This is a genomic window from Streptomyces megasporus (assembly GCF_000718985.1).
Classification (GTDB): Bacteria; Actinomycetota; Actinomycetes; order Streptomycetales; family Streptomycetaceae; genus Streptomyces; species Streptomyces megasporus.
Genome location: NZ_JODL01000004.1, coordinates 136,390 through 160,976 on the forward strand (window position 1 = coordinate 136,390; position 24,587 = coordinate 160,976).

The following is a 24,587-nucleotide window of genomic DNA, read 5'->3' on the forward strand; positions in this document are numbered from 1 at the left end:
TCATCTCGCGTCGGGGGCCGTCACGTACACGGGTCCGTTGCGACCCGAGAGGTTGGTTCCGTCGGTGACCTCCAGCGAGTACCGGTGCGTCGAGCCGGGCTCCACGGTGTCGGTGAAGGTCATCGTGGGCCGGTCCCAGTAGCGGGACTCCTTCTCGATGGAGGTCAGGTACACGCCGTCCCGGTGGATCCGGTAGGTCAGGACGCCGTCGTCCCGGTCCCAGGAGGCCTTCCAGCTCAGGATGATCTCGCCCGGCCTGGTGCCGGGCGCCCCGCTCATCAGCGGCACCTGTGGGGCCCCGGTGTCGGGCTCGGCCGCGAAGCGGGTCAGCCCCTGCTGCGGCTGCTCGTTGACGGTGGTGAACTCGCCGCCCGTCCACAGGATTCCGTCGGCCATCACCATGGCGCGCGGGCCGATCTGTTCGCCGATGCCGTCGTTGGTGTCCGGGAACCACGGGAGGATGGTCTTGTCGGCGATCGACTGGGCCAGCAGGTGCTGGCGGTTGTTGTGTTCGGGGAACCCTCCGGGGGTCTGCCCGCAGTCGTGCGCGTGCGATCCGCTGTAGAGCACGCCCTGGTGGGGGACGACGGCCTGGGTGGCGCCCAGGCAGGTGTCCTTCCACAGCATCGCGCCGTCGGACAGCCGCCCGGCCGCCCGGCCGTCGAAGACCCCTCCGCCGGTGCCCTCGGCGCCGAGGTAGAAGTTGGTGCCGTCGTTGACCAGCGCCTTGACGGCGGAGCGGCGGGGAATCCAGCCGGTGAAGGTGTTGGTGATCCGTCCGGTGGTCGCGTCCAGACCGACCAGTCCGTGGACGGAGTTGAGCAGGCTGCCGTTCACCGAGGTGAAGCGTCCGCCGATGATGACCTTGTTGTACCGGGGGGCGACGGTGATGGCGTTGATGCCCGGGGTGGGGTCGTTGGAGATGGACGAGCCCTCGACGGTCACGTTGAAGGGCAGCAGTCCACCGCTGTACGTCAGCGCGGCGACACGGGTGCGGGTCTGGCCCTGGACGGTGGAGAACTGGCCGCCGATGTAGACGGTGGTGTCGGTGACGTCGATGGCCCGGACGGTGGAGGAGACCACCGGTTTCCAGGCGGGGTCGACGGTGCAGTCGGCGGTGCGGAGGGCGGCGGTGTTGGAGCGGCCCACTCCCCCGGCGTTGCCGAACGAGCCTCCGATGAAGAGCAGCGAGCCGTCGGGCGACGCCTTCAGGGCCCGGACCGTCCCCGATCCCCCGGTGAACCGCGGCGCGCACGGCAGGGGTTCGCCGGTCACCGCGTCGAAGGCCGCGAAGTTCTCACGCGGTAACTCGTCGGTGCCGGCGGGCGCACCGGGCGGGCGGATGTGGTCGAAGGTCCCTCCCACGTAGACGACGCCGCCCGCGTGGGCCAGGGCCCACACCACGCCGTCGGTCTGCCAGGTGCTCAGCGGGTCGGCGGTCAGGGTGGGCTCGCCGGCCGCGTGGGCCGGCCCGGTGCCCAGCGCCAGTGACGACAGTCCGAGGAGCACGGCGGCGAGCAGGGTTGTGACGGATCTTCTTCTGCGCATGGTTCCCCCCTGGAAGCAGCGCGAGCGAGAACGGCACGAGCCGGAGGGAAGGGACCGTGTCCGCGGTGGGTGACGCGCCCGAGAAGCCGCCCGCGGTCACCGTGGGCTCCCCCCGTCGCCCTTGCGCACCACCCGGAGGAAATCCCCCACCCCCAACGGCTCACGATAGCGCCAGGCCGCCGCCCCGAAGGCACAGATGGCCAAAGCAAGACCGAGAAGCGCTCCCCGACCCGTGTCGCCCAGCAGCGCGCGGACGCCGAACGCCGACGGCGCGACCGCCCCGAGGGCGACGGCCGCGGCGTACAGGTAGCCGCGGTCGACGGTGCGGAAGCCCGGCCGCCGGCGGACCAGCAGCGCCGAGGCCACGTTGTCCACCACGATCGCCGTCCCCCAGGCCACCGCCGCGCCCTCCACCCCGTACCGCGGCACCAGCCAGATCCCCAGGCCCACCTGGACGGCGAAGCCGGCACCGGCGACCGCGAGGTTCCAGACGCTGCGTCCGGCCATGAGGAGGACGGTCTGGGCGTTGCCGACCCCGACGTTGATCGCGCAGGCCGCCGAGAGCACCGCCAACGCCGCCGCGCCCCGGTCGAACTCCGCCCCGAACAGGGAGAGCACCGTGCCGGGGAAGGCGGCGAAGAGCGCGAAGACCGGCCAGGAGAACAGCACGATCCACCGGGTCGACAGGCGGTGGAGGTGTTCGGCATCCCGCTCCCGGCCGCCCGCGAGCAACCTGCCGAGCTGTGCGGCGACCGCCAGCCGGACCGCGAGTTGGAGCAGCGTGCCGGCCGTCACCAGGCGGCCGATCGCGGTGTACACACCGGCCTCGGCGCTGGTGCCCAGCGCCGACAGCAGGACCACGCCGACCCACACCGCGGCGATGTCGAAGATCGAGGACAGCGCGCGCGGCCCGGCGAAGGCCCAGAACTCGCCGGGGCCGGCCGGCGGAGGCCCGCCGGTGCCCGGGTGGGCCGCGCGCGCCCGGCGCAGCGCGAGCCAGGCGGCCGACGCGCCCAGGAGCGTGGGCGCCAGCCAGGCGGCGGACAGCGCGAACACGCTCGGGGCGAGCAGCACCACGGGGAGGGCCGCCCCGACCCGCAGCACGGGTTTGCCGATCTGCTCCACGCCCACGAAGGGCACCACCGAGCCGTAACCTCGGGTGGCTCCGAGCAGGACCAGCGTCACGGTCGCCGGCGGCAGGAAGACGGCGAACAGCCGCAGCACCGCCGACGCCTGGTCCGCGGGGAGGTCGGGCAGCAGCCGGGCCGCGAGATCGGGCACGGCGAACAGCGCCGCCGCGACGGCCGTGCTCGCCAGCAGGGCGGGCGGCACCGCGGTGCGCAGCAGCGCGGGCACCCCGGCCCCTCCGGCGAGTTCCACGTCGCGGGAGACGAAGCGCACCAGCGCGGTGTCGGCGCCCAGCTTGCAGGCGTTGCCCAGGATGGTGAACACCGCGACGCCGGCGAAGACCGCGCCGGCGCCGTGCGCGCCCAGTCCACGGGTGACGATCGCCACCAGGGCGAAGCCGAACAGCGCGTTCACCGCCGAGCCCGCCAGGCCGAACCAGCCGCCGCGCACGGTCGCCGCGACGCCCCGGTCCCGGGCCTCGGTGCCCCCCGGGGCACCGTCGGAAGCGTCCTCGGAGGCGCCCGGAGCGGAACGGACGCCGGTCATGTGCGCGAGGTGGTGCCGTCACCGGTGCGGCGGTACCGCCCGTACGAGCCGTAGGCGGTGTCCTGCCGGATCTCGGACGGCTCCGGACCCCTGCCGCCGGCCGGCGGCGGGGCGGTGGGCGGGGTCTTTGGACGCGGCGAGTCCGGCGGGGCTCCGTCCGGGGCGCGGCGGGACCGGCGGTCGCGGCGGGCGCCGTGGTGGAGCACCGCGCCCAGCAGGTGACCGCCGACGGCGGGCACCAGCTCCCGCACCCGTTCCAGTTCCTCCCCGCGGGTCGCGTCCGGGTCGCAGACCACCACCACGCCGCCCACGAGCGGGGCGACGGCCGTGCCGTCGGCGTGGGACAGCAGGGGACGGGTGACGGCGACGACGTACTCGTCCCGGCCGGTCCCCCCGCTCAGCAGGCGCGCGATCTCGGGGGAGTTCAGGGCCCGCGGGACGTCGGGGAACCGGTCCCCGGGGAGGAGTTCGAGGCTCCCGGCGGTGCCGGCGTCCACGGTGAGCCGCGCGCGGCCGGGCCACTCGGCGGGGGACGCGCCGCGCAGGGGCAGCGCTCCGGCCAGACGCGGCGCGCGCGGGTCGATCTCGACCAGGAGCACGTCGCGGCCGGTCTCCGCCAGGGCGGCGGCGAGGTTGACCGCGACGGCCGCGGCGGCGTCGGGTTCCCCCGGGGAGGCGACCAACAGGCCGCCGGGCTCGGCGAACCGCTCGTGGCCCAGAATCCGCCGGGCGAGCGTCCGGTACGTCTCGGCGCGTTCGCCCTCGTGGGACGGGCCGACCTCCAGGCCGATGCCCCGAGCGCCCCCGCCGGCGCGGCGGCGGGGCAGGCCGGCGAGCACCGGCGCGCGCAGCAGGGCGCGCACCTCGTCGGCGGACCGTACGCGGGGGTCGAGGAGGGAGCGCACCCAGGCGGCCACCAGCCCCCCGGCGGACCCGACGACCGCTCCGGCCGCGAGGAGCACGGCCGCGCCGGGGCCGGACGGGGCGTCGGGCGGCTCGCCCTCGCGCACCACCTCGCCGGGGGTGGTGTCCAGGGCCTTCAGGGCGGCGATGCGCCCTTGGAGGTCGGCCGTGCGGGCGGTGAGTCCCTCGCGTTCGGACTCGGCGGCCGAGGCGTCGGGCCCGCCGGCCGCGATCCTGCGGTCCAGCTCCCCACGCCGCTCCAGGAGGGGCTCCAACTCCCCGGTCAGCTTCTCGACGGTGGCGTCGATCCGCCGGTCGGCGGTGTCCCGGCGGTGGTCCAGATAGGCCCGGACGAAGGCGTCGACCCCTCGGGCGGCCAGTTCGGGCGAGTCCGCGGTGTACTCGAACTCCAGGACGTGCGTCTCGGGAGGGTTGGTCACCCGCAGGTCGCGTCGGAGGTCGGCCGGGGCGGTCCCCCCGCCCAGGGCCTCGGCCGCGCGGTCGGCGACCGCCGCGCCGAGCGCGATCCGCCGCTCGGTGCCCATGCTGATCCGCCGGTCCGCGGAACTCCCGCTCTCCGGGGACGCGGTGCCGACGGGCTGGACGACGACCTCGCCGGTCGCGGTGTAGTCGTCGCCTCCCAGGGCGGCGACGGCTCCGCCGGCGAGGGTGCCCAGCAGCAGGCCGGAGGCGATGGCGGCGCGGTGGCGGAGGAGCCGGTTCACCTGGTCGCGGAGCTGGTCCGGTTCCCGTGGGGAGTGGTCGAGGGCGCTCACGTGCGTGTCTCTCCTGTGGGCGGGGGCGGGGTGCTGGTCCGGTGCGCGGCGGCGCCGGCGGGCAGGGGTGCGGGAAGCGGCCCGACGGCGGGCGGTCGCGGTGGCCGCGGGGACGGCCGGCGGTCCGCCCTCCTCGTGATCAGCAACGGCACGAGGATCATCAGGGTGAGCGGCCCCACGACGAACATCAGGCTGCCCCGCAACAGGATGAGCTGGTAGAAGCCGAACGCGGGGACGAGCATCGCCGCCAGGGTGCCGCCGTGCCCCCGCAGCCGGTGCCGGACGTCGTCGATCCGCCGGCTCGCGGCCCCCAGCGCGACGAAGACCGCGGCGACTCCGGGGAGTCCCGCCCACAGGTGGCTCTCGATCCACAGGGGGGCGGAGAGGTTCTCGAAGGAGTAGCCGGCGTGCCGGGCGAGGAGGATGCCGGCGTCCTCGGGTTTGTCGGGCCAGGCCGCGCGCGGCACGAAGAACAGCGGGGGCCCCAGCGCGTCGCCGGGCGAGTGGCCGTGTTCCCGGACGCGGTCGACCCCGGTGGCGATCTGCTGGAAGGCGTCGTAGTCGCCGTTGGAGGTGAACTGCTCGGCGAGCGAGACCACCTCGATCGGCGCGCGCTCGTCGTGGCGGAAGTAGTCGCCGTAGGGGAAGGCCACCAGCACCGCGGCGGTGACGGCCGCCGCCCCGACGCGGAAGGCCCTCGGCCGGCGCAGCACGGGGGCGGCGAACAGGAGGGTCAGCAGGACCGTCCCGGCCCAGAAGCGGGGTTGGCTGACGGGGTTGTTGACCACGGCGTTCACCGCGATCAGGACCGGTAGGAGGAGTACGCGCAGCCCGCGCAGCACCCGGTCGCCCCCTTCGACGCGCGGCACGTACAGCAGCGCGGCCAGTGCCCAGAACGCCGGGACCGACAGCAGCCACGCCGCCATGGCCTGGTCCGCGGCACCGCCCGGCGCCGCCTGGCCGGCCGCCTCGTTGACGGCCTGACGGCTGGTGAAGAACGCCGGGACGCCGCCCTGGGCGGGGACCAGCACGGCGGCCAGCGCCAACGCGATCCCGCACAGCAGCAGCACGCGCGCGGGCGCCGGCCGGCGGGCGAGCACCGGTTCGAGCACGGTGGAGGGACGGCCCGGCCGCTCCCGGCCCAGTGCCGAGCCGGCGCTGTGGGCCAGCAGGCCCGTCTCCACCACGAGCGTCGCGGTGAAGGCGGTGTCGGCGTCGACGGCGAAGCCCCACGGGTAGGTGTCGGTCGCGAGCATCGCCAGGGGGGCCAGTCCCAGCCAGACGTAGCAGAAGAGCCAGAAACCGAGGGCGACGATCCGTGTCCGGGGATCGGTCAGGACGCGGGCCAGTGCCGCCCCCGCGTGCGCGACCACCACGCACTGCAGCGCGAGCGCGGCGGAGGGTCGGACGTCCTGCCCGTACAGGACCAGCACGGGCAGCACCAGGACGAGCAGGGCCGTCCAGCAGCACAGCGCGCCGACGTCGCGCCGCTCGGGGCGCTCGGGGCGTCCGCCGTCCGGTCGGGTGTGGGCCGGTTCCCTGCCGGGCATGGCCGGATCTCCTTCCCCCGCTTCCCGGCCGGCCCCACAATCCGTGGGGCGGGGGTGGGCGGGGCCGTGGTCGTTCGCCGTTCCCCGTGTGTTCCGGGTCCACGGGGGCCCGTGGACACCCGTGACGACCTCGACTTCGGAGGGGGGACGGCCGTGCAGGACTTCTTCGCGGGCCGGTGTGTGCTGGTGGTCTCGACCAACTACGCGCCGGAGCACGCCGGGATCGGCCCGTACTCGACGCAGACGGCCGAGCACCTGGCCGCCTCGGGCGCCGACACCCACGTGCTCGCCGGGATGCCGCACTACCCGGCGTGGCGCGTGCGCGAGGGCTACCGCGGCAGGTGGCGGATGCGGGAGGTCCGTGAGGGGGTCGTGGTCCACCGCCGGCGGCACACCGTGCCGGCTCGTCAGACCGCCGTGCGGCGGGGGCTGTTCGAGGCGAGTTTCCTGGCGCACGGCGTGCTGGCGCCGCCCCCGGTCCGCCCCGATGTGGTGCTCACCCAGATGCCCACCCTGGCCGGGGGCGTGCTGGGCGCCCGGATCGCGCGGCGCGCGGGGGTGCCGCACGTGGTGGTCGTCCAGGACCTGATGGGCGCGGCGGCCGGGCAGAGCGGGATGCGCGGCGGCGGCCGGGTCGCGGCGGTGACGGGGGGCGTGGAGGGCCGGGTGCTGCGCTCGGCGACGGTGGTCGCGGTGGTGCACGAGTCGTTCGTCGACCGGGTGACGGCGATGGGCGTGCCGCGCGAGCGGGTGCGGGTGGTGCCCAACTGGACGCACGTGCGTCCTCCCGCCGGCGACCGCACGTTGACCCGGGCGAGGCTGGGCTGGCCCGAGGACGTCGCCGTCGTCCTCCACTCCGGCAACATGGGGCTCAAGCAGGGGCTGGAGGTCCTGGTGGAGACCGCCCGGCTCGCCGACCGGGACGGCGGCGGGGTGCGGGTGGTGCTGATGGGCGACGGTCACCAACGCGAGCGGCTGCGGAAGGCCGCCGTGGGGGTGGAGTCGCTGACCTTCCTGCCGCCCGCGGGCGACGCGGAGTTCCCCGAGGTCCTGGCCGCGGCGGACGTGCTGGCCGTCACCCAGAAGGCGTCGGTGGTGGACATGAGCCTGCCGTCCAAGCTGACCTCGTACTTCACCGCCGGCCGGCCGGTGGTGGCCTCCGTCGCCCCCGGCAGCGGCACCGCGCTGGAGGTGGAGCGCTCCGGTGCCGGGGTGGTGGTGGCTCCGGAGGACCCCGAGGCGCTGCTGGCGGCGGTCCGCTCGCTGGCCGCCGATCCCGGGCGCTGCGCCGAACTGGGCGGACGGGGGCGGGAGTACGTCGAGCGGCGGTTGAGCCGCCAAGCCGGCCTGGCGCGCGTCACGGACCTGCTGCGGGAGGCGCTCGACGCCGGGTGAGGGGGCGCCCGAGGGACCGGGCGGCGGGTGACCGGGGCCCGGTGAGCGGCGCGCGGGCGGCCTCGGCCGCCGACCGCCCCTCACCGCGCCCCGGACCGGACGGCGGACCGGTACAGGTCCTCCAGCCGGTCGGTCACGGCGGCGATCGCGTACTCCTCCTCGACGGCGGCGCGGCCCGCGGCGACGGTCTTCTCCCGCAGCGGACGGTCCGCCAGCAGGCGCAGCACCGCCTCGGCGAGCCGTTCGGGCGTCCCGTCGGTGACGGCGGCGGCCCCGCGCCGCTCCAGGTCGGCGGCGATGCCGCACCGGTCGGTGCACACCACGGGCGTGCCCGCGGCCAGCGCCTCCAGCACGCTCATCGGGAACGGCTCGTCCACACTGGGCAGGACGTACACGGTGGCGCGGGCCAGGCGCCGCAGGGCGGCGGCGTGGTCCAGCGGCCCGCCGTACTCCACCGCTCCCGCCAGGCCCTCGGCCTCGATCAGCCGGCGCACCTCCGCCAGCCGTCCCTCGTCCGCGCCGTGGAGGGTGAAGCGGGTCAGGGGGCGCTCGCGGCGCACCAGCGCGGCCATCCGGACGAACGCCTCGGGACGCTTGCGGGGGTGGAGCCGGGCGAGGAAGAGCACGTCCTCCTCCTCGGGCTCACCGCGTTCGTCGTGCTCGTCGCGTTCGTCGCCCTCCCCGCCCGAAGGGCGCACGCCGTTGGGCAGTCGGACCGGTGGCGGGCCGTCCGGCCCCAGCACCTCGCGCAGTCCGGCCTCCTCCGAGTCGGTCAGGGCCAGAACGGCGTGCGCCCGGCGCAGCAGGGGGACGTGGCAGCGGTCGAAGAGGCGGACCGCGATCGAGCGGCGGGGCTGGATCATGCCGTGCGTCTGCGCCACGAAGGGGCGACGGCGCAGGACGGCCACGGCGAGCGCCGCGAGGGAGACCAGGTCGCGTCCGGCGTGGACGTGCACCACGTCGGCCCGGCCCGTCAGCCGCCACAGGGTGAGGGCGAGACGGGGGTGGAACAGGCCCAGGAACCCCTGGCCGGGTACGAACGCGCGGGCCCGGTGGGCGCGCAGCGGGACGCCGTCCACGGTGGGCGGAGGCGGCGCCGCGCCGCGCCACAGCGACACCAGGGCGGTCTCGTGGCCGCGGGCGGCGAGTTCGCTCAACTGGCCCGTGGCCACGCTCACCGGGCCGCCGTACGCCCCGTCGTCGCCGACCAGGGTGACGGTGTGGAGGATCCTCACCGGGCGCCTCCGGTGGTGTGCACGGCTCCGGGGGGCAGGTCGCGGTGCGCGACCGCCCCGGCGCCGACCACCGCGCCCGCCCCGACGGTGACGCCGCGCAGGACGAGGGCGCGGGCGGCCACCCACGCGCCGCGTTCCAGGCGGATCGGCGCGTTGTCGAACTCGAAGGTGGGCGAGCGGCGCTGGTGGCTTCCGGTGCACAGCACCGCCTCCTGGGAGACGCACACGTCGCTGTCGATCGTGATGGGCTCCAGGTTGATCAGCCAGGCGCCCTCGCCGATCCAGACGTCGTCGCCGATCGTCAGCTTCCACGGCCACTGCACGCGCACCCGGTGCCGGATGAGGACCCGCTTCCCCACGCGCGCGCCGAAGGCCCTCAGCAGCGCGGGGCGCCAGCGCGGCGGGAACCACCACTTGACGAACAGCAGGTTGAGCGCGGCGAACCAGGCGGCCTGGGCGAGCAGGCCGCGCTGTTTGTCGTAGCCGGCGCCGGTGAAGCCGCGCAGCCGGCGCTCCTCGGCCGGGGCGCTCACCGGTCCACCCGCACGTGCCGTCCGGACAGTTCGGCCTCCAACTGCCGGATGTCGGCCTCGACCATGATCCGGGCCAGCTCGTCGTAGTGGACCTTCGGGCTCCAGTCCAGCAGCCGCTCCGCCTTGGAGGCGTCGCCGATCAGGGCGTCCACCTCGGTGGGACGCTCGTACTTGGGGTCGTGGCGGACGTAACGCTCCCAGTCCAGGCCGACGGTGCCGAACGCGGCGTCGAGGAAGTCCCGGACGGTGGCGGCCACCCCGGTGGCCACCACGTAGTCGTCGGGTTCGTCGCGCTGGAGCATGCGCCACATGGCCTCGACGTACTCGGGCGCGTAGCCCCAGTCGCGGACGGCGTCGAGGTTGCCCAGGTACAGGTGCTCCTGGAGGCCCGCTTGGATGCGGGCGACGGCGCGGGTGATCTTGCGGGTGACGAAGGTCTCGCCGCGCCTCGGGCTCTCGTGGTTGAAGAGGATGCCGTTGACGGCGTGCATGCCGTACGCCTCGCGGTAGTTGACGGTGGCCCAGTACGCCATCACCTTGGCGCAGCCGTACGGGCTGCGGGGATGGAACGGCGTGGTCTCGTTCTGCGGCGGCGGGGTGGAGCCGAACATCTCGGAGGACGACGCCTGGTACAGCCGGGTCTCCACACCACTGGCGCGGACGGCCTCCAACAGCCGCAGGGCGCCCAGACCGGTCACGTCGCCGGTGTACAGCGGGGCGTCGAAGGAGACGCGGACGTGGGACTGCGCGCCCAGGTTGTACACCTCGTCCGGCCGCACGTCGCGCAGCAGGTTCACCAGCGCCACCCCGTCGGACAGGTCGGCGTGGTGCAGCACCAGCCGCCGGTCGGGGGTGTGCGGGTCCTCGTAGATGTGGTCGATGCGTTCGGTGTTGAAGCTGGACGAGCGTCTCATCAGGCCGTGCACGGTGTAGCCCTTGCCCAGCAGCAGTTCGGCCAGGTACGAGCCGTCCTGTCCGGTGACGCCCGTGATCACAGCGGTGCGCGCCATGGTGCCCCCCTCGGAAGGTCGCCGCCGGTGCCCGTCCGTTCGGAGACCGGCGGCGACAACTGGTCGTATTTCATGAGATGTACGACGGGTTCGGTCCGTCCCTGGCAGAATCCGCGCCATGGACGACCTGCTGCCTCCGCCCGCCCGCGTCTTCGTCGCGGGGCACCGCGGTCTGGTCGGCTCCGCCGTGGCCCGGCGGCTGTCCGACCGGGGCTACACGGTGCTGACCCGTACGCGCGCCGAACTCGACCTGCGCGACGGCGCCGCCACCGCCGCGTACCTGCGCGACACCCGTCCCGACGCCGTGGTCCTGGCCGCCGCGCGGGTGGGCGGGATCATGGCCAACAGCACGTATCCCGTGCCGTTCCTGGAGGACAACCTCCGCATCCAGCTCGGCGTGGTCTCCGGCGCCCACGCCGCCGGGGTACGGCGGCTGCTCTTCCTCGGGTCGAGCTGCATCTACCCCCGGCACGCCGACCAGCCGATCACCGAGGACGCCCTGCTGACCGGCCCGTTGGAGCCGACGAACCAGGCGTACGCCATCGCCAAGATCGCCGGCATCGTCCAGATCCAGTCCTACCGGCGGCAGTTCGGCGCCTCCTTCGTCTCGGCGATGCCGACCAACCTCTACGGGCCGGGCGACAACTTCGACCCGGAGACCTCCCACGTCCTGCCCGCGCTCGTGCGGCGCTTCCACGAGGCGAGACAGAAGGGCCTGGACGAGGTCGTGCTGTGGGGCACCGGCACACCGCGCCGCGAGTTCCTGCACGTCAACGACCTGGCCGCCGCCTGTGAGGTGCTGCTGCGCCGCTACGACGGCGACGAGCCGGTCAACGTCGGCTGCGGCGAGGACCTGACGATCCGCGAACTGGCCGAACTGGTCGCCTCGGTGGTGGGGTACGAGGGCCGGATCGCCTTCGACTCCACCAGGCCCGACGGCACTCCGCGCAAGCTGCTCGACACCACTCGGATCCGTTCGCTGGGATGGTCCCCCTCGATCGCTCTCGCCGAGGGCGTCGCCGCGACCTACCGCGCCTGGCGGGACGCCCCGGAGTCGGGCCGGGCGCCGGAGTCGGTCTGAGCGGTCCGGGCCGACCGGGCCGCGTCCGGGGCTAGTAGGCGCCACGGCCGCTCACCACGGCTCGGAGGGTACGGGCCAGGACGTCGATGTCGCGGGCGTACGACCAGTTGTCCACGTAGTTCAGGTCGAGCGCGACGGTCTCCTCCCAGGACAGGTCGGACCGTCCGCCGACCTGCCAGACCCCGGTGAGGCCGGGCCTGACGGACAGCCTCCGCAGTTCGGTGGTGTCGTAGCGCTCCACCTCCTCGGGGAGCGGCGGGCGCGGCCCGACCAGCGACATGTGGCCGACCAGCACGTTGTAGAGCTGGGGCAGTTCGTCCAGGGAGGAGCGGCGCAGGAAGCGTCCCAGGCGGGTGACCCTGGGGTCCCGACGCATCTTGAACATCGCCCCGTCGTGTTCGTTCGCCGTCTCCAGCTCGGGGCGCATCCGGTCGGCGGCGGCCACCATCGTGCGGAACTTCCACATCCGGAACGTCGTCCCGTTCCGGCCGACGCGGACCTGCCGGTAGAGCGCGGGGCCCGGGGAGGAGAGCCGGACGGCGACCGCCACCGCCGCCAACAGGGGGGCGAGGAGCACGGTCAGCAGCAGGGCCCCCACCGTGTCGGTGGCCCGCTTGAGCAGCATCGGCAGCCCTCGGCGTGGCGCGGGATCGACGTGCAGCACGGTCATTCCCGCGGCCTCGGCCGGCCGTAATCGGTGCCGCGCGACCTCGATCAGGCCGGGGACGACGGCCAGGTCGCGGCCGTCGTCGTGGAGCGCCCAGGCCAGGCGGCGCAGCCGCTCCCCCGACATCGCCGCTCCGGGGACGACGAGGACCAGGTCGGCGTCGAGGCCGGCGGCGCACCGCAGGACCGTCCCGGCGCCGTCGTCGTCCACCCGGTCGCCGCCGACGCCGCCGTCGAGGGGCAGTCGGGCGGTCGTGGGCGGCGCCGGGACGGTGTCGCCGTCCCCGATCACGCAACTGCCGACCACCACGTACGGGCCGTCGGTGCGCGTGCCCATCCGCGCCAGGAGGTCCCCGACGGCCTCCGGTTCCCCCACCACCAGCACCCGCCGCAGGCCCCGGGCGTCGCGTCGCAGGGACAGGGTGTGGCGGAACATCACCTTGCGGTGGACGGCGGTCAACACCAGGCACGGCAACAGCGCGGGAACCCAGGCGGCGACCGAGACCTCGGCCCGCACCGTGACGCACACGGCGGCGAGCACGCCCAGCATCACCAGCCAGTCGCGGACGACCGGCAGCACGGCCCCGCTCTCCCCCAGGACGTCGGCGGCGTAGCGGCGGCGCAGCGCCCCGGTCGACGACCACACCAGGCCGACCAGCACACCGGTCCACAGCGGATGCGGTCGGCCCGTCAGGGCGCACAGCGCGCCGACCGGCGCGGAGGCCCCCAGCACGTCCACCGTCAGGGCCACCGGAAGGCGCCACTCCGCCTCCGGCCCCCTCCTCCCCCTTCGCTCGCGTGCCCGGACACGGAACGGTTCGGCCAACTCCGCGGGCGACTCGATGACCCGCGATCCGGCAGCTTCGGACAACCCCTTTGCCCCCCTACTCGGTCGTGCGCACCTTCCTCCCCCGCGCAACCGACGGCACCGACGGCGCCGGTCGTGCGGTCGCCTCCGTACCGAGAGTGAAGACTAGAACACAGTTGTGCGTTTCGCTGCTGTTTACCCAAGGTGTGACCGACCACGACGCGCGGTTCACACGGTGCCCGGCGCGACGGCGCCGGCCGCCTCGGACGTCCTGTGCGGCCCTACTCCGTCCTACCGTCCTACGCCGTCCCGTACGCCTCGCCGCCCAGCTCCAGCCGGGCGGTTCCGGCCGTGGCGTCGGCGAGCCAGGCGCGGAACCCGTCGACCTCGGCCTCGGGCAGCCCGACCTCGATGGCGACCTCGGCCCCGTAGTGGACGCCGCGCACGTCCCGCCCGCCGGTGCGCAGGTCGTTCTCGATCCGGCCCGCCCGCTGGTGGTCCACCGTGACCGTCACCAGCCTCATCCGCCGCCGGACGACGGTGCCCACGGCGTCCAGGGCCTCGCCGACCGCGCCGCCGTAGGCGCGGATCAGCCCGCCCGCGCCCAGCTTCACCCCGCCGAAGTACCGCGTGACGACCGCCGCGACATAGCGGACGTCGCGCCGCAGCAGCATCTGGAGCATGGGCGTCCCGGCCGTCCCGCCGGGCTCCCCGTCGTCGTTCGCCTTCTGCACCCCGGCGTCGGCGCCGATGACGTAGGCCCAGCAGTTGTGGGTGGCGTCCGCGTACCGGGCGCGGATCCGGGCGACGAACGCCTGCGCCTCCTCCTCGGTGGCGACGGGCGCCAGCGAGCAGATGAAGCGCGACCGGTTCACCTCGGTCTCGTGGACGCCCTCGCCCGCCACCGTCACATACTGCTCCCGCACCCGGCCCAGCCTAGATCAGCTTCCCGGCTCCGGCTCCCGCGCCCTCCCCCGACGGGCTCCGTCCGGCCGTCGGCAGGCCCGCCGGCGTCCACGCGTCCACCGGGAATGGCCCGGCCGGGACCCCGGTTGACCTGAACATGTACGCAGACACAGAGACGGTCCGCAGGATCCTGACCGAGACCGGCGACACCTGGGCCGTGGTCGGCCTGTCGTCCAACCGCGACCGCGCCGCCTGGGGCGTGGCCCGGGTGCTCCAGCGCTTCGGCAAGCGGATCGTGCCCGTCCACCCCAAGGCCGAGACGGTGCACGGCGAGAAGGGCTACGCCTCCCTGGCCGAGATCCCCTTCCCGGTGGACGTGGTGGACGTGTTCGTCAACTCCGCCCTGGCGGGCGGCGTCGCGGACGAGGCGGTGGCGATCGGGGCGAAGGCCGTCTGGTTCCAGCTCGACGTGATCGACGAGGCGGCGTACGAGCGCGTCCGCGCCGCCGGGCTGGACATGGTGATGGACCGCTGCCCGGCCATCGAGATCCCGAAGCTGGGTTGAACGGCGGCGGCACGGCGGCGGTCCGGCGGAACGCGCCCGGACCGCCGCCGCGCCGCGCACGGATCACCCGTCCGAGTAGCTGAGCTCTCCCAGCGTCCAGCTACTGACCTCGTCGATGGCGACGCGGTACATCCCGCCGGTGTCGGGAAGGCCGTAGCTGCCCTGGAGGATGCGGGCGAGGTGCAGGTGCAGGTGGGTGGGCCGGGAGCGTTCCCCGCTGCGGCGGGCGTCCGCCCCGGAGGGCTCGAACAGCTCCGCGAACGGCTTCAGCCGTTCGGAATCCCGCAGGACCTCGGCCACTCGCGCCTTCCAAACCGCCTCGGGCGCCAGCCTGCCGGTGATGACCGCGCCGGGCACCACGACGGTCAGAGGCATCTGGTTGCTCTGCTCGGTCTCCACCTTCTCGGCGATGTCGACGAGCAGGTCATCGTGGATCGACATGCGGGCAGAGTAGCGCTCCCGGGCGTTCCGGTCGCCTGAGCCGGCGCCGGCTCAGGCGACCGGAACGCCCAGCCCCTCCAGCACCCGCGCGCCGGGCAGGTGGGCGAGGAGCTTGCCGGGGACCAGCAGTTTGCCGCGGCGGCGCCCGCTGCCGACGACGACGTACTCGGCGTCGGCCACGGCCGCGTCGACCAGCAGCGGCCAGTCCTCGGGCAGACCGATCGGGGTGATGCCGCCGTACTCCATGCCGGACTCGTCGACGGCCGTCTCCATGGGGGCGAAGGAGGCCTTGCGGGCGCCCAGTTCGCGCCGGACCAGGCGGTTGACGTCGGCACGGGTGTGGGCGAGGATCACGCAGGCGGCGAGGGTGGTCTCCTGGCCCCGACGGCCGGCGACGACCACGCAGTTGGCCGACAGCTCCGGTGGGATGGCGTGGACCTCGCAGAAACGGGCGGTGTCGGCGTCGTCCGGGTCGCTGTCCACGTAGACGACGCCGTCGGCGGGGACGGGCCCGCGCAGCGCGGCGACGACGGGCGGGGGCAGCAGGTCGAGCTTGTCGGTCACCGGCCAGGCGTCGGTGAACTCTCCGATGGGCGCACGCATGCTCCGCACGCTAGCAGCCCCGTGGGCGGGCCCGCCGGACGACCGGGAGCCCGGTGCGCGGGGTCGGCGCGGCGGCGCGAAAGCCCCCCGGACGCCGCCCGGACATCACGCGAACCAGTGGTACCGGGCGGCGTAGAGCAGCACCGCCAGGCCGTGCAGGAGCACGGCGAAGAGCAGGATGAGTCGCAGATTCCGGTTGCTCACGCGCATCCACCCCACAGGTCTCGACAGGTCTCGGCTCCGGCCGGTCCCGTCAGTGGCCGGCCGCCGCGTCCAGTGTGCCCGCTTCGGGCCCCGCGGTGTCGAGCGCCGCCAGGGCCCGCAACTGCTCGGAGGTGACGCCCTCGGGGATCGGCACGGGCGGCGGGGTGCGCAGCGGGGGCAGCCAGCCCTCCTCGGGGTCCCAGCGCCGTACGACCTTCGCGGGCGCCCCGGCGACCACGGCGTGGTCGGGCACCTCGCCGCGGACGACCGCCCCGGCCGCCACCACCACGTTCCGGCCCAGCCGCGCCCCCGGCAGCACCACCGCCCCCGTGCCCAGCCAACTGCCCGCGCCGATCTCCACGGGCGCCGAGCGCGGCCACTGCCGGCCGACCGGCGTGTGGGGGTCGTCGTAGGAGTGGTTGGTGGAGGTGATGTAGACGTACGGGCCGCAGAAGACGTCGTCCCCGATGGTCACGCGCGCCCGGGAGGTGTCGGCGACCACGTGGCTGCCGCGGCCGAGGACCACCCCGTTGCCCAGCCGCAGCACCGTGTCCGGCCCGAGGTCGAGGTCCGGCATCATCCCGGCCGTCAGCGTGACCTCGGCGCCGATCACACAGTGGTCGCCCAGCTCGATCCACTCGGTGCCGAACAGCGTGCCCTGGGGGAAGGCCAGCCGGGTGCCGTCCCCGATCCGACGGAAGACGTACGGGCCGGGGTGCTCGGCCGTGACGGCGCCCGCCCGCTGCGCGTGCCGCCACAGGGCGTGCACGGTGCGGGACAGAACACGGGAGAACAGGGATGAGAACACGTTCCTGCGGTTCGGCACCCGCTCACCGTAGACGCCGCCGCGCGTGGCACACCGCCCCCTGTGCTGTGATCCTCGCCCCAACCACCGGTTACGGTGCCGGTGGACGGGTGATCGATGCCCGGGAACGGTGAACCGGAGCGCGGCACGGCGACGCGGCGGCGCGCGGGGAACGGCACGGCCTCGACGACGGGAGACGGCGCGGATGGAGAGACGAGCGATGATCGCGGGCGTGGGCGGCAGGGAACCGGTGGTCGCCCTGGGGGCGTACGTGGCTCCGACGGCCGTGGTGGTCGGGGAGGTGTCGCTGAGCACGGGCGCGAGCGTCTGGTACAACGCGGTGCTGCGCGGTGACTGCGACGTGATCGCCGTCGGCGCCGACAGCAACATCCAGGACAACTGCACCCTCCACGCCGATCCGGGCTTCCCCCTGACCGTGGGGGCGCGCGTCTCGGTGGGGCACAACGCGGTGCTGCACGGCTGCACCGTCGAGGACGATGTGCTGATCGGGATGGGCGCGACCGTGCTCAACGGGGCCCGGGTGGGCGCCGGTTCGCTGGTGGCGGCGCACGCGCTGGTGCCCCAGGGCATGGAGATCCCGCCCGGCTCGCTGGTCGCCGGGGTCCCCGCCCGCGTCAAGCGGGAGCTGACCGCCGAGGAGCGGGAGGGCATCCGGGTGAACGCGGCGGCGTACGGGGACCTGGCCCGGATGCACCGACAGGAGCAGGAGGGCGGCAAGGGCTGAGCGGCGGGAGCCGAGCGCAGGAGAGGCGGAGAGGCGTTCCCCGTGTGGTCCCCTGTGTACCGGCTCCGTACCGAAACGGGGGTGGGCGTGGCTCCGCCCCCGGGACGCCTCTATGGTTTCGGCCATGTGGCCAGGACAGCAGCAGCCCGGGGGCGAGCAGAACCCGCAGCAGCCCAACCCGTACCAGACGCCCGGGTACCAGGCGCCCAACCCCTACCAGACGCCGGGGTACCAGGCGCCGAACCCGTACCAGCAGACGCAGCCGGGCGGCCAGTGGGGATATCCCGGCATGCCCGGCTCCCCGCAGCCGCCGCAGGGCGGCGGGGGCAAGAACGGGAAGAGCGGGAAGACCGTGGCGATCGCCGTCGTCACGGCCGTCGCGGTGATCGCCGCCGCCGTGATCACCGGGATCTTCGTCCTCAAGGACGATGGGGAGAACACCACCACCAAGCCCGAGGGCACCGCGTCGCCGACCGCCGGCCCCTCCGCCGAGGAGAGCGCCCTGGAGGACGAGGACGAGTCCGGCCGGCGGGGGGACGACCCCAACAACCCGCGTGACGGCCTCAACCCCGAGAAGCCCGACCCGGTGGTCTCCGGCTGGCAGGTCGTCACCAACGCCAAGCACCACAACGCCTTCGACGTGCCGTCGGACTGGGAGGTGAACTCGGAGACGACGATCATCGGCTACGGGCAGAAGGACGAGGACGACCCCTTCTCCGGACCGCAGGTCGCCTTCAGCGGCCCGGCCAGCTACAAGAGGGGGTGGTGCGAGTCCGGCGGCGGCAAGTACACCCGGGCCATCGTCGGCAGCAAGGGCGCTCAGGGCTCCCGCAACACCGCCGAGGCCGCGGAGGTCGCCGCGGAGAACTTCGTCTACTTCGCCTACGGCGAGCAGAAGGAGACCGTCAAGCGCGCCAAGGCCGAGAAGTTCTCCAACGAGCACGGCATCAAGGGGCACATCGCCACCGCCACGGCCACCGGGGTCAAGAAGGAGAACAAGTGCGAGTCCGACGGCAAGGTCGTGGCCGTCTCCTGGATCGACGGCACCAACGACCTGCGCATCTGGCTGATCGTCACTGACGCCGGGGTCAAGGACGAGGTGCCCCAGGCCACCATCGACAAGATGACCGCCAGCCTGCGGCCCTACGCCGAGGAGGAGTGACGGACCGCGGGGCGGGCCGGGTGGGACGGGGCGGCCGACCCACCTGGGCGGGCCGCAACTACACCCTGCTGACGGCCGCCGCCGTGATCACCGGTCTCGGCAACTTCGGAGCGCTGATCGCGGCGGCCTTCGCCGTGCTCGCCTCCGGCGGGGACGGCACCGACGTCGGCCTGGTCGCCGCCGCCCGCACCGTTCCCCTCGTCGTCTTCCTCCTCGTCGGCGGGGCCGTCGCCGACCGGCTGCCGCGCCACCGGGTGATGGTGGCGGCCAACGCGCTCAACTGCCTCTCCCAGGGCGTCTTCGCGGCCCTGGTGATCTCCGGGAGCGCGGAGCTGTGGCAGATGGTGCTGCTGTCCGCGCTGGGCGGCGTCGGCCACGCGTTCTTCGCCCCGGCCGCCGAGGGGATGGTGCTCTCCAGCGTCCGCGGCGAGCAGGCCGGGCGTGCCTTCGCCGTCTTCCGGATGGGCGTGAACGGCGCCTCCATCGGCGGCGCCGCGCTCGGTGGCGCGCTGATCGCCGCGGTCGGCCCCGGCTGGGTGCTGGCCCTCGACGCCGCCGCCTTCGCGGTGGCGGGCGCGCTGCGCGCCTTCCTCGACCTGACCGACATGCCCGCGCGCGAGCCGGGCGGCGGCCTCCTCGGCGATCTGCGCGACGGCTGGCGCGAGGTGGTGGGGCGACCGTGGCTGTGGGCGATCGTCCTGCAGTTCTCCGTCGTCAACGCGGTGGTCGCGGCGGCCGAGGCGGTGTACGGGCCGCAGGTCGCCGAGGAGCACCTGGGCGGCGCCCGGCCGTGGGGCGTCGCACTGGCCTCCTTCGGGGCGGGCACGGTGCTCGGCGGGCTGCTGATGACCCGCTGGCGACCGCGCCGCGTCCTGCTCGCCGGCACGCTGTGCGTCTTCCCGCTGGCGCTGCCCTCGGCGGCGCTCGCGGTGCCGGTGCCGGTGGGGTGGCTGATCGCGGCGATGTTCGTGACCGGCGTCACCCTGGAGGTGTTCGGGGTGACCTGGATGACGGCGCTCCACCAGGAGGTGCCCGAGGATAAGTTCTCCCGGGTCTCGGCCTACGACTGGCTGGGCTCCATCGCCCTGGTGCCGGTCGCCACCGCCGCGGCCGGACCGGTCGAGGGGCTGGTGGGGCGGCCCGCGGCGCTGTGGGGCTGCTCGATCCTGGTGGCCCTGCTGACGGCCGCGGTGCTGTGCGTGCCGGACGTGCGGAACCTCACCCGGCGCGAGACGGTCGTCGCCTCCGCCCCGCCCGGGGAACCCGCGGACCGTCCTGAGGGTCAGCCGACCGTGAAGGCGCCGTCCGGCGGCTCCGGCGAGGGCGCGGCGTCGGCCTCCTGAACGGGACGGGCGTCCCCGACGAGCCTCTCCAGCGCGGCGCCGTGCACCACCCGGGCCGGGAACGGGTCGCTCGCCGCCCGCCGCGCCAGCTCCTCCAGGGGCAGCTCGGCTCGGGAGGCGACCAGCACGGTGTTGCCGAAGCGGCGACCGCGCAGCACGGCGGGCTCGGCGATCAGGCACAGGTGGTCGAAGACCGCGGCGAAGCCGGCGAGCTGGGAGCGGAGGAAGGCGAAGGGCGCGCCGTCGGCGAGGTTGGCCGCGTAGATCCCCTCCGGGCGCAGCACCTGGGCCGCCGCGCGGGCGTAGGGCAGGGTGGTCAGGTGCGCCGGGACGCGGGAACCGCCGAACACGTCGGCGATCACCACGTCCACCGACGCCGGCCGCCGGTTCCGCAGGGCGGCCCGGGCGTCCTCGGCGCGCACCGTGATCCCGCTGTCCCGGGGCAGCGGGAGGTGTTCGGCGACCATCTCCAGCAGCGCCCGGTCGGCGTCCACCACGTGCTGGCGCGAGCCGGGGCGGGTGGCGGCCAGGTAGCGGGGCAGGCTCAGCGCCCCGCCGCCCAGGTGGAGGACGTCCAGCGGCTCGCCCGGCGCGGCGGCGCTGTCCAGGACGTGGGCGATCCTGCGGGCGTACTCGAACTCCAGGTGCTCCGGGGCGTCGAGGTCCACGTACGACTGGGGGGCGCCGTCCACGGTGAGCAGCCAGGCCCGCTCGCGGTCCACGTCGGGCAGCAGCCGGGCGGTGCCCTGGTCCACGTCCCTGATCACGGGCACCGGTTCGTCCGCCGTCTTCTCCATCGGTCCATTGTGGGGGGTGTGGGACGACCGGGGGACGGCCGATGGGGCGGCCGGCGCGGCCCGTTCCGTGCCGAAGCGTCCGCGCGGGGCCCCGAGACGGGGGCGTACGTCGTCTTCACCTTCGTCGGTTACGCTCCACCGGTGCTCGTCCCCGCTCCCCGACGGCCCGCCGGACTCGCCGCCCGATGCTCCGCGCTGCTGTTCTCCCCGTGGTTCCGTCTGTCCCTGCTCGTCGCGCTGCTGGTCGGCGCCGCTGTGGTGGTGGCCGCCCACGAGCCGCAGCGGCTGATCGCCGACGGGCGGCTCCCCGCGCTCTCCGGCCTTCCCGGCGGCGCCTCGGTGGCGCTGTTCGCCGCCGCGTACGGCCTGTCCACGGCGGCGCTCGTGCCGCGGCCGGTGCTGAACCTGGCGGCGGGCGCGTTCTTCGGCTTCGTTCCGGGCACGGTCGCGGCGGTGGCCGGTACGGTGCTCGGCGCGGGGATCGCCTTCGGGCTCGGGCGGCTGCTGGGGCAGGACGCGCTGCGGCCCCTGCTGCGCGGCCGTTGGTTGGCGGCCGGCGACCGGCAGCTCAGCCGCCACGGCTTCCGTTCGATGCTGGCGCTCCGGCTGTTCCCCGGTGTGCCGTTCGCCGTCTCGAACTACGGCGCCGCCGTCTCCCGGATGGGTTGGACCGCCTTCCTGTCCGCCACCGCGCTGGGCAGTGTGCCCAACACCGCCGCCTACGTCGTGGCGGGCAGCACCGCCTCGACGCCCACCTCGCCCGTCTTCCTGGTCGCGTTCGGTTTCATCGCGGTCTCCGGGTCGGCCGCCGCCGTCGTCGCCTGGCGCAGACGGGCGCGGCTGCGTCAGGCTCTGGCGACCGCCGGATAGCCTCGGTCACGGCCCCCGGCCGGACGGTGACGGATTCGGCACACACCACAGGTGTACGTTCGTCCGCCGTTTCCCCTTCCGTCGCTCGGCGGCCCTAGCCTCTGCCCGACCTGACCGATGATCGCAACGCAAGGACGAGCACACCCCGACATGTCTTGGTTCGAAGCACTCATCCTCGGGCTCGTCCAAGGGCTGACCGAGTTCCTCCCCGTCTCCTCCAGCGCCCACCTGCGGCTGACCGCGGTCTTCGCCGGTTGGGAGGACCCGGGCGCGGCCTTCACCGCGGTCACCCAGGTCGGCACCGAGACCGCCGTGCTGATCTACTTCCGCAAGGACATCGCGCGGATTCTCTCCGCCTGGTTCCGCTCGCTGCGCGACAGGGAGGCGCGGCGGGACCCCGACGCGCGGATGGGCTGGCTGGTGATCGTCGGTTCCATCCCGATCGGTGTGCTCGGCCTGACGCTCAAGGACCAGATCGAGGGCCCCTTCCGCGACCTGCGGCTGATCGCCACGACGCTGATCCTGCTGGGCGTCGTCCTGGGTGTGGCCGACCGCCTCGCGGCGCGCGGCGCCTCCGGGGGGCGGCACCGCGCGGTGCGGGAGCGCAAGTCGCTCGACCACCTGAACGTGCGCGACGGCCTGCTGTACGGCATGGCCCAGGCGATGGCGCTCGTGCCGGGCGTGTCACGGTCGGGCGCGACGATCAGCGGCGGCCTGTTCATGGGCTACAGCCGTGAGGCCGCCGCCCGCTACTCGTTCCTGCTGGCCATCCCCGCGGTGCTCGCCTCCGGTCTGTTCGAGCTGACGGAGATCGGCGAGGGGCACGTCTCGTGGGGGCCGACGCTGCTGGCGACCGCCCTGGCCTTCCTGGTGGCCTACGCGGTCATCGCCTGGTTCATGAAGTTCATCTCCACCAGGAGCTTCATGCCGTTCGTGGTCTATCGGATACTGCTGGGTCTGTTGATCTTCGGGCTCATCGCGGTCGGGGCGGTCTCCCCGCACGCGGGCGGGTCGGTGGGCTGAGGGGCCGCGCGCGGCGCCGTTCGGGGGTCGGCCCCCGAACGGCTTTTCTCCGTCGCCGGTCTTCCGGCACCGGTCTTCCGTCACCGGCCCTCGACGAGACCGTCCTTCGCCGCGCCCCGGCTCAGCACCGCCTCGCGCACCCGCTCGCGCACCTCGGGGAAGTTCTCCTCGGTGGCGTGGACGACGCGGAAGGGCGGCCCGGTGTCGGAGTGGCCGACCAGGTACTCCGCCGCGGAGACGGTCCAGCCTCCCTCCCCGGACTCGGGGGTGGGCTCGGGGGTGAAGGTGAAGCGGGCCATGGAGCCCTCGTTGCCGCCGCGCTTCTCCGCCGGGACGAAACTGGCCATCTGGTCGCCCAGGCCGTAGACCACCCACGTGCCGTTCACCTTCTCGTACGGCTGCGGAACGTGGTTGTGGGTGCCGATCAGCAGGTCGATGTCCTTGCGGCCGTCGGTGCGCGCGGCGGTCAGCCGGCGGGCGAGTTCCCGCTGCGTGTCGTCGGGGGCCTGCTGCCACTCGGTCCCCCAGTGGAGGCTGACGACGACCACGTCGGCCCCGGCGCGGCGGGCCGCTCGGGCGTCGGCGATCACGCGGTCCGGTTCCAGCAGGTTCACCGCCCACGGCCGGCCGTCGGGGAGGGGGATGCCGTTGGTGCCGTAGGTATAGGCCAGGTGGGCGATCTCGGCGCCGCCCGCCCTCAACCGGGCGGGGCGGGCGGCCTCACGCGCGCTGCGGGCCGTGCCCGCGTGCCGCAGACCCGCCTCGTCCAGCGCGTCCAGGGTGCGGCGCACGCCCTCGAAACCGTCGTCGAGGCTGTGGTTGGAGGCCGTCGAGCAACTGTCGTACCCGGTGGCGCGCAGCGCCTCCGCGAGCCGGGGCGGGGAGCGGAACATCGGGTAGCCGGTGAAAGGTCCGTCCTCGTCCCCGTAGGGCGTCTCCATGTGGCACAGTGCCACGTCCGCCGAGGCCACGATCGGTTTCACGCCCGCCAGGATGCGGGAGAAGTCGTGGCCGTCGCCGCCCGCGTCCTCCTCCGCCTGTCGGATGATCGAGGGGTAGGGGATGATGTCGCCGGTCGCGAGCAGGGTGAACGGCCGGCGTCGGTCGTCCGCCGGACGCGCCCCGTCGTCCCGGTCGGTGCCGCCGTGCGCGGTGCACGAGGCCAGGGAGGCGACCAGGCCGGTGAGCGCCAGGGCCGCGGCCGGGACCGCCCGGCGTATCCGGAGGGGACGCCGTATTCGCGCCGCCCCCCGGTGTGCCGTCCGTGCCGCGGGTCCCGTTCGTTCCGTTCGGCGCATCGTCCGCCTCCTGTGTGTCGCGGCGCGCCGCTCCCTCAAGGCGGCGTCGCCCTCCTCACCGGCAGCGTGAGCGCGAGCGGAGACGGACGGCATCCGGGGGCCGGCGCGACTGGGCCGACCGGGCTGACAAACCGCCCGGGTGCCGGAGCGGGAACACGCCGGAACACGCCGGGGGAGGCGTGCGCCGGGGAGGCCGGCGGAGGGACGGGGACGTCCCTCGCTCTCGCCGTCGTCGGCGTGTCGTCGATGGGGAGAACCGGGGATGACCCGCGCGGATGGGGTACCCGACGGCAGTAGACCGTCCACCGTCGTCCACACTCATCCGAGACCATGAACGAATCCCGACTCACACCCCGAGAACTCCGCATCCTGCACGAGACCGAGCGGGCGCTGCGCGAGGACGCCGAATTCGCGGCGCGCTTCCGTGAGTTCGGCGAGCCCGTGCCCGGACCGCCTCCGGACGCCCCGCCGGCGCGGCGCCGTCCGTGGGTGCTCTTCGGCGTCTGCGTGGTCCTGGTCCCGGCGCTGATGATCCTCCACCCCGCGATCGGGGCGCTGCTGCTCGTCTCCGTCCTCGTCATGGGGACGGCGAGTTGGCTCGACCGCCGCGGGGACCGTCCGGACCGGCACCGGGGTCCATGACCAC

General features: G+C 74.5%; 23 protein-coding genes. 9 read left to right on the top strand and 14 right to left on the bottom strand.

From position 1 onward, the window contains the following. The 4 genes from IF47_RS0105415 to IF47_RS0105430 all read right to left on the bottom strand — a co-directional run bounded on the left by IF47_RS0105415 (window position 1) and on the right by IF47_RS0105430 (window position 6,451). Window positions 1-1,548 carry a hypothetical protein gene (locus IF47_RS0105415; RefSeq protein ID WP_037731992.1) on the bottom strand — a complete coding sequence of 516 codons (1,548 nt, stop codon included), beginning with the start codon at window positions 1,546-1,548 and terminating at the stop codon, window positions 1-3. A 96-nt stretch (window positions 1,549-1,644) separates the two neighbouring features. Continuing rightward, the gene (locus IF47_RS0105420; RefSeq protein ID WP_031507050.1) at window positions 1,645-3,222 is read right to left on the bottom strand and encodes an oligosaccharide flippase family protein; all 1,578 of its coding nucleotides are present in this window, start codon (window positions 3,220-3,222) and stop codon (window positions 1,645-1,647) included. Beyond that, window positions 3,219-4,901 (bottom strand): hypothetical protein, encoded by a 1,683-nt coding sequence (locus tag IF47_RS0105425; protein WP_051717042.1) that lies wholly within the window; start codon window positions 4,899-4,901, stop codon window positions 3,219-3,221. The genes IF47_RS0105420 and IF47_RS0105425 overlap by 4 nt, the downstream gene beginning before the upstream one ends. Continuing rightward, window positions 4,898-6,451 (bottom strand): hypothetical protein, encoded by a 1,554-nt coding sequence (locus IF47_RS0105430; protein ID WP_051717043.1) that lies wholly within the window; start codon window positions 6,449-6,451, stop codon window positions 4,898-4,900. Before IF47_RS0105430 ends, IF47_RS0105425 begins: the two co-directional genes overlap by 4 nt. 186 nt (window positions 6,452-6,637) lie before the next feature. Between IF47_RS0105430 and IF47_RS0105435 the strand changes: the two genes are divergently transcribed. Then, window positions 6,638-7,846 (top strand): glycosyltransferase, encoded by a 1,209-nt coding sequence (locus IF47_RS0105435; RefSeq protein WP_051717103.1) that lies wholly within the window; start codon window positions 6,638-6,640, stop codon window positions 7,844-7,846. Between the two features lie 80 nt (window positions 7,847-7,926). On the opposite strand, the gene IF47_RS0105440 is transcribed toward IF47_RS0105435, so the two are convergent. From IF47_RS0105440 to gmd, 3 genes are read right to left on the bottom strand one after another with little or no spacing between them, the layout of a single operon-like run. Next, window positions 7,927-9,081 carry a glycosyltransferase gene (locus IF47_RS0105440; protein WP_031507055.1) on the bottom strand — a complete coding sequence of 385 codons (1,155 nt, stop codon included), beginning with the start codon at window positions 9,079-9,081 and terminating at the stop codon, window positions 7,927-7,929. Further along, window positions 9,078-9,614, bottom strand: coding sequence for an LbetaH domain-containing protein (locus IF47_RS0105445; RefSeq protein WP_031507057.1), 537 nt, complete (start codon window positions 9,612-9,614; stop codon window positions 9,078-9,080). Before IF47_RS0105445 ends, IF47_RS0105440 begins: the two co-directional genes overlap by 4 nt. After that, the gene (gmd, locus tag IF47_RS0105450; protein WP_031507058.1) at window positions 9,611-10,624 is read right to left on the bottom strand and encodes a GDP-mannose 4,6-dehydratase; all 1,014 of its coding nucleotides are present in this window, start codon (window positions 10,622-10,624) and stop codon (window positions 9,611-9,613) included. The genes IF47_RS0105445 and gmd overlap by 4 nt, the downstream gene beginning before the upstream one ends. Before the next feature lie 118 nt (window positions 10,625-10,742). Here gmd and IF47_RS0105455 point away from each other — a divergent pair, with 118 nt between their 5' ends. Next, window positions 10,743-11,705: a GDP-L-fucose synthase family protein gene (locus IF47_RS0105455; protein ID WP_037731993.1), complete on the top strand. Its 963-nt coding sequence runs from the start codon at window positions 10,743-10,745 to the stop codon at window positions 11,703-11,705. A 31-nt stretch (window positions 11,706-11,736) separates the two neighbouring features. On the opposite strand, the gene IF47_RS0105460 is transcribed toward IF47_RS0105455, so the two are convergent. Both IF47_RS0105460 and IF47_RS0105465 read right to left on the bottom strand, forming a co-directional pair. Beyond that, entirely contained in the window at window positions 11,737-13,122 is a 1,386-nt protein-coding gene (locus tag IF47_RS0105460; protein WP_106982490.1) for an exopolysaccharide biosynthesis polyprenyl glycosylphosphotransferase, read from the bottom strand. Window positions 13,123-13,478: 356 nt separating this feature from the next. After that, window positions 13,479-14,105 (bottom strand): YigZ family protein, encoded by a 627-nt coding sequence (locus tag IF47_RS0105465; protein WP_031507062.1) that lies wholly within the window; start codon window positions 14,103-14,105, stop codon window positions 13,479-13,481. 137 nt (window positions 14,106-14,242) lie between these two features. Between IF47_RS0105465 and IF47_RS0105470 the strand changes: the two genes are divergently transcribed. Continuing rightward, window positions 14,243-14,650, top strand: coding sequence for a CoA-binding protein (locus IF47_RS0105470; RefSeq protein WP_031507063.1), 408 nt, complete (start codon window positions 14,243-14,245; stop codon window positions 14,648-14,650). A gap of 63 nt (window positions 14,651-14,713) precedes the next feature. On the opposite strand, the gene IF47_RS0105475 is transcribed toward IF47_RS0105470, so the two are convergent. From IF47_RS0105475 to IF47_RS0105490, 3 genes are all read right to left on the bottom strand, one after another. After that, complete coding sequence (locus tag IF47_RS0105475; protein WP_031507064.1) at window positions 14,714-15,091, bottom strand: hypothetical protein; 378 nt, start codon at window positions 15,089-15,091, stop codon at window positions 14,714-14,716. A gap of 51 nt (window positions 15,092-15,142) precedes the next feature. Beyond that, entirely contained in the window at window positions 15,143-15,694 is a 552-nt protein-coding gene (locus tag IF47_RS0105480; RefSeq protein WP_031507065.1) for a YbaK/EbsC family protein, read from the bottom strand. A gap of 253 nt (window positions 15,695-15,947) precedes the next feature. Continuing rightward, window positions 15,948-16,724, bottom strand: a complete 777-nt coding sequence (locus IF47_RS0105490; protein WP_031507067.1) for an acyltransferase — start codon at window positions 16,722-16,724, stop codon at window positions 15,948-15,950. Window positions 16,725-16,908: 184 nt separating this feature from the next. Here IF47_RS0105490 and IF47_RS0105495 point away from each other — a divergent pair, with 184 nt between their 5' ends. The 3 genes from IF47_RS0105495 to IF47_RS0105505 all read left to right on the top strand — a co-directional run bounded on the left by IF47_RS0105495 (window position 16,909) and on the right by IF47_RS0105505 (window position 19,953). After that, complete coding sequence (locus tag IF47_RS0105495; protein WP_031507069.1) at window positions 16,909-17,448, top strand: gamma carbonic anhydrase family protein; 540 nt, start codon at window positions 16,909-16,911, stop codon at window positions 17,446-17,448. 124 nt (window positions 17,449-17,572) lie between these two features. Further along, window positions 17,573-18,610, top strand: coding sequence for a DUF8017 domain-containing protein (locus IF47_RS0105500; protein WP_031507070.1), 1,038 nt, complete (start codon window positions 17,573-17,575; stop codon window positions 18,608-18,610). Then, entirely contained in the window at window positions 18,607-19,953 is a 1,347-nt protein-coding gene (locus IF47_RS0105505) for an MFS transporter (protein WP_031507071.1), read from the top strand. The genes IF47_RS0105500 and IF47_RS0105505 overlap by 4 nt, the downstream gene beginning before the upstream one ends. Here IF47_RS0105505 and IF47_RS0105510 read toward each other — a convergent pair. Next, the gene (locus IF47_RS0105510; RefSeq protein WP_031507072.1) at window positions 19,893-20,750 is read right to left on the bottom strand and encodes a spermidine synthase; all 858 of its coding nucleotides are present in this window, start codon (window positions 20,748-20,750) and stop codon (window positions 19,893-19,895) included. The genes IF47_RS0105505 and IF47_RS0105510 overlap by 61 nt on opposite strands. Window positions 20,751-20,891: 141 nt before the next feature. Here IF47_RS0105510 and IF47_RS0105515 point away from each other — a divergent pair, with 141 nt between their 5' ends. Both IF47_RS0105515 and IF47_RS0105520 read left to right on the top strand, forming a co-directional pair. Continuing rightward, window positions 20,892-21,620, top strand: coding sequence for a TVP38/TMEM64 family protein (locus tag IF47_RS0105515; RefSeq protein WP_037732044.1), 729 nt, complete (start codon window positions 20,892-20,894; stop codon window positions 21,618-21,620). Between the two features lie 150 nt (window positions 21,621-21,770). Next, the gene (locus IF47_RS0105520; protein WP_031507075.1) at window positions 21,771-22,643 is read left to right on the top strand and encodes an undecaprenyl-diphosphate phosphatase; all 873 of its coding nucleotides are present in this window, start codon (window positions 21,771-21,773) and stop codon (window positions 22,641-22,643) included. An 80-nt stretch (window positions 22,644-22,723) separates the two neighbouring features. Here the strand turns inward: IF47_RS0105520 and IF47_RS0105525 are convergent, their stop codons facing one another. Continuing rightward, a complete protein-coding gene (locus IF47_RS0105525; protein WP_078591580.1) occupies window positions 22,724-23,941 on the bottom strand; it encodes a CapA family protein in 1,218 nt (405 codons plus the stop codon). Window positions 23,942-24,271: 330 nt separating this feature from the next. Between IF47_RS0105525 and IF47_RS0105530 the strand changes: the two genes are divergently transcribed. After that, on the top strand, window positions 24,272-24,583 hold the full coding sequence (locus tag IF47_RS0105530) for a DUF3040 domain-containing protein (RefSeq protein WP_031507078.1): 312 nt from the start codon (window positions 24,272-24,274) through the stop codon (window positions 24,581-24,583). The last annotated feature ends 4 nt before the right edge of the window (window positions 24,584-24,587 follow it).